Raw genomic sequence first — 3,676 nt, forward strand, 5'->3', positions numbered from 1 at the left:
AGTCTGACCAACGCACTGGATAAAGTATTGGCGCCACTGACAGTGGGCTCGAGGCTCAAAGACGAATACAAGCAAAAACTCCATGGCTTACTGCTGCTGGCCCATGACCGACAGCAACACTTGTTGGAAGAGTTTTTACAGGAAGCGTTCCTGCTGCCCATGAACTGTGGAATCGATGTGATGAGCTGGGCGAAAACGCCGGTGCATCAGATTCTCACTACCGTACTGGACTCAAAAGACTCACACGCACTTGCACGCACACTGCGACCACTGTTGCGCCATACCGAAGCCGCTGTCCGGTTGCAATTGAGCAACAAGGCCTTGCGCGCACTCCTTAGCACTGCCCGCTGGATGGACACATCGGATGGGGAATTGCGACTGTCATTCAAAACCCTGTACTTGTTCAATCGTTTCAACCATTTCCTGATCGCTTACCAGCAACCGGAAGAAGGCCTGCTGAGTTACCTGGAGTTCGCCAATGGCTTCGGCAGAGAAGCGCAAACCGTCAACGGCCGTCTGGCCCAATTGATGAACTGGACAACGACTGAAGTCACCGCGTTCACCTCAAAACTGATTTCCGGGCGGGCCCAGACAATGAGGGACATCGATTGGGTGATGCGCTGTCACGACACCTGTAAAGCCAGCGGGCTCAGCGCTACCGCTCTGCTGAAGGCCGTGAACCTGAATAACGACAGTCCGGTCAATCAATGGAAGGCCGTCGGTGAAGCGATCATGGCGGCCAGTCACTAACCCACTACATGCTCAAGGAATGAACATGTCTGTTGCTATTGAAAAACAAATCAACGAAAGCCTGCGTGATGCGCAGCTTGGTCTCTATCTGTCAGCGATCGCGCCGCAAGACAAGACCCTGAAAGAACTGAAGATTGCAGAACACCTGAAAACGGCCACCGATCTTTATCACTATTGGTTGCTTGACGTGCTGGTCAGCCAGGATGTGCCGACCAGCCCGGTCGCCTGCGCCATTGCCAGTCTGCAGCAATACATCAACAGTATTCTGGCCAATATGGAGCCGGGATATCACACCGCCCAGATTCCAGCAGCTCACGTCGAAACCTGGCGCACCGTCATGCATCACTACCAGGACTGGGTGACCCATCAACGTCTTCACTACTTCCCCGCGGCCTATCTTGATCCGACACTTCGCAAGACCAGAACCGAAAGCTTCGAACAACTGGAGAACGACCTCAACCGCAACCAGCTTACTGCCGAGTCGGTGCAAACGGCTGTGCTGGCCTATCTGTCTCGACTGGAGGAAGTGGCCAACCTGGAAATCGTCAATGGCTACATCGATGGCGAGGTCAACAACTTCGACGAAAGCACCTATTACTTCATTGCTAAATCCCGTGCCGCCAATACCTGGTATTGGCGCTATATGGACATGTCCCGTCGTCCCTTCGTGCCCGGTTCCAGGACTGACAAATATGATGCACCGGAACCACAGGCATGGTCCGACTGGCATCGCATCAATCTGCCTGTCTCCGAAAGTGCCATCGAGCACACCATTCGTCCGGTCATATTCAACAACCGTTTGTACGTAATCTGGGCCGAATGCATCTTTCAGGATCAGGCGATCAAAGCAGATGACAAGAATAAAACCTGTCCTTTGTTACGTCTGAACATGTGTTTCAAAAAGTATGACGGCAGCTGGAGTACGCCACAGACTTGTGTGCAAGGTTACTGTTCAGCCGAATCTGCGGTAGGCATGAGTCTGGCAACATTGAAGGATGAAACAAGAACCATTGTGACTGTTCAATCATCCTCCACACTCTCCGCTGTCTTGCATATCGGGGAATATGGGAGCGAAGACTTTAATATTTCTTTTGTGAAATTTTGCATGTCGGTCGATATCGACAAGGACGCACGCCTCACTTCAGTGGTTCGATCCGATAAATTTGAAGATTCGGACACAAAAATCATTGATCTTCTCAAGTGCTGGCCCTCCAAAAAACCAGCGTTGCTCCAGTACCGGTACAAATCAGCCGCGTTGATAGCTCCTTGTATTGATTCCCAAAAGGATGACACGTTGGGTACGGCGTACTTCATCAACTTCAAGAACTCCCGCCAACCCATTCGTATGAATATCGCGTTCGCCAGGCACCTGATCGAGCGCGCAGAAGACAGCATGGATATATTGCTGAGCTGGTCCTCTCAGCACTTGCAAGAGCCACCATTGGGGACCGGCAAACTCCCTGAGCAACTGGATTTTTACGGAGCCTACGGTCGCTACTTCGTCGAGCTATTTCTATACCTTCCGTGGCTGGTGGCACACCGCTTTAACCAGGAACGCCAATACGGCGAAGCCGAACGTTGGTTGCAGTACCTGTTCAATCCCTCGCGAAAAGCAGTCAGTGGCGCCAACCCGGATTACTGGAACGCGGTGCCACTGATCTCCGACACGACCAAGCCCGGTCAATCCAGTTATGCCATCCAGGGGGTACAGGATCCGCACCAGATTGCACTGAGTCATCCGGTGCACTTTCGCAAAGCCTTGTACATGCTCTATATCGACATTCTGCTCAATCGCGGCGACGCGGCTTACCGCGAATTGACGCCCGACAGCCTGTCCGATGCGAAGCTCTGGTACCTGTGTGCACAGAACCTGTTAGGGCCACGACCGGATATCAGGCAAACCGATCTGTGGGCAGCGCTCACGTTGAAAAAATTCAGCGAGGAGCCTAATAAAAAACTGTATGACTTGGAAAAAAAACTGGCTAGCGAGAGTACGTCTGAAGTGGCGGGCGCCGCCTCAAGGCTGGCCCCTCAAGTATGTGTCCGACCTTACACCCAATCATCCTCGGCGGATGCGGTTGACGCCCCGCATTCGCGAGTCCCCTTCAACCCCGTGCTATTCCCGCGCTGGGACAAGCTTGAAAGTCGCCTGCACAACCTCAGGCACAATCTCGACATTGTCGGCCGCCCCTTGCGGCTTGCGCTCTTCGCGACGTCGGCAGCGCCAGACAATCAGCTCGGCACCAATCCCCCGCGCGCTTCCGAGCCCGGCATGGCCCAGCGGCCCGATACGGTGATTCCGCCTTACCGTTTCAGTGTCCTGCATGCTCATGCCATGAGTGCGGTAGACACGGTGATTCAGTTCGGCGCAACGCTGATGTCGTTCATCGAACRCAGCGAGCAGGCCAGTTATCAGGAACTCCAGCAACAGCACGTGTGGGATATCGCCAGCATTACGGTAGACCTGCAGACCCAGGCCCTGAAAATCGACCAGAAAACCCGGGAGGAGTTACTGGCCAGTAAAGCCATCGTTGAAAACCGCCGGGATTACTACCGTCAGTTGGTCAACGAGGTGGTCAATCCGGAAGAAGTGGCGGCCGCTGCTCTCCATCTGGAGGGGCGTATCGCTGAAGCAAACGCCCAAGCGGCCAATGCAACTGGCCAGGGGTTGAAGGTCATTCCTAATATTTTTGGCACATCGGACGGTGGCGCGCGTGTGGAGGGTGGCCCCTTCGCCATGATGGCCCTGGCTCAAGGTGTAGCGACCGTGGCCTACGGCGCTAGCGAAGCCCTGGCACTCGCCGCGCAGTACCGACGCCGCTATCAGGACTGGACGCTCGCCCACGACCAGGCAAAACTCGAAATAGCCCGGATTGATGCACAACTGGCGTTGGAGGCCGAACGAGAAACCGCCTCACGACTGCTG

Annotated in this window: 1 protein-coding gene and 1 pseudogene; both read left to right on the forward strand. The window is 54.5% G+C overall.

Annotated features, from left to right (window positions below; all coding sequences use genetic code 11):
- Window positions 1-750: pseudogene (locus tag AC1DRJ_RS21515) on the forward strand (Tc toxin subunit A); the annotation flags it as partial.
- Window positions 722-3,676: neuraminidase-like domain-containing protein (locus tag AC1DRJ_RS21520; RefSeq protein WP_477803915.1), on the forward strand; the 2,955-nt coding region annotated here is incomplete at its 3' end. The pseudogene AC1DRJ_RS21515 and the gene AC1DRJ_RS21520, both read left to right, overlap by 29 nt.

The sequence above is a fragment of the Pseudomonas sp. P5_B2 genome, assembly GCF_056400445.1.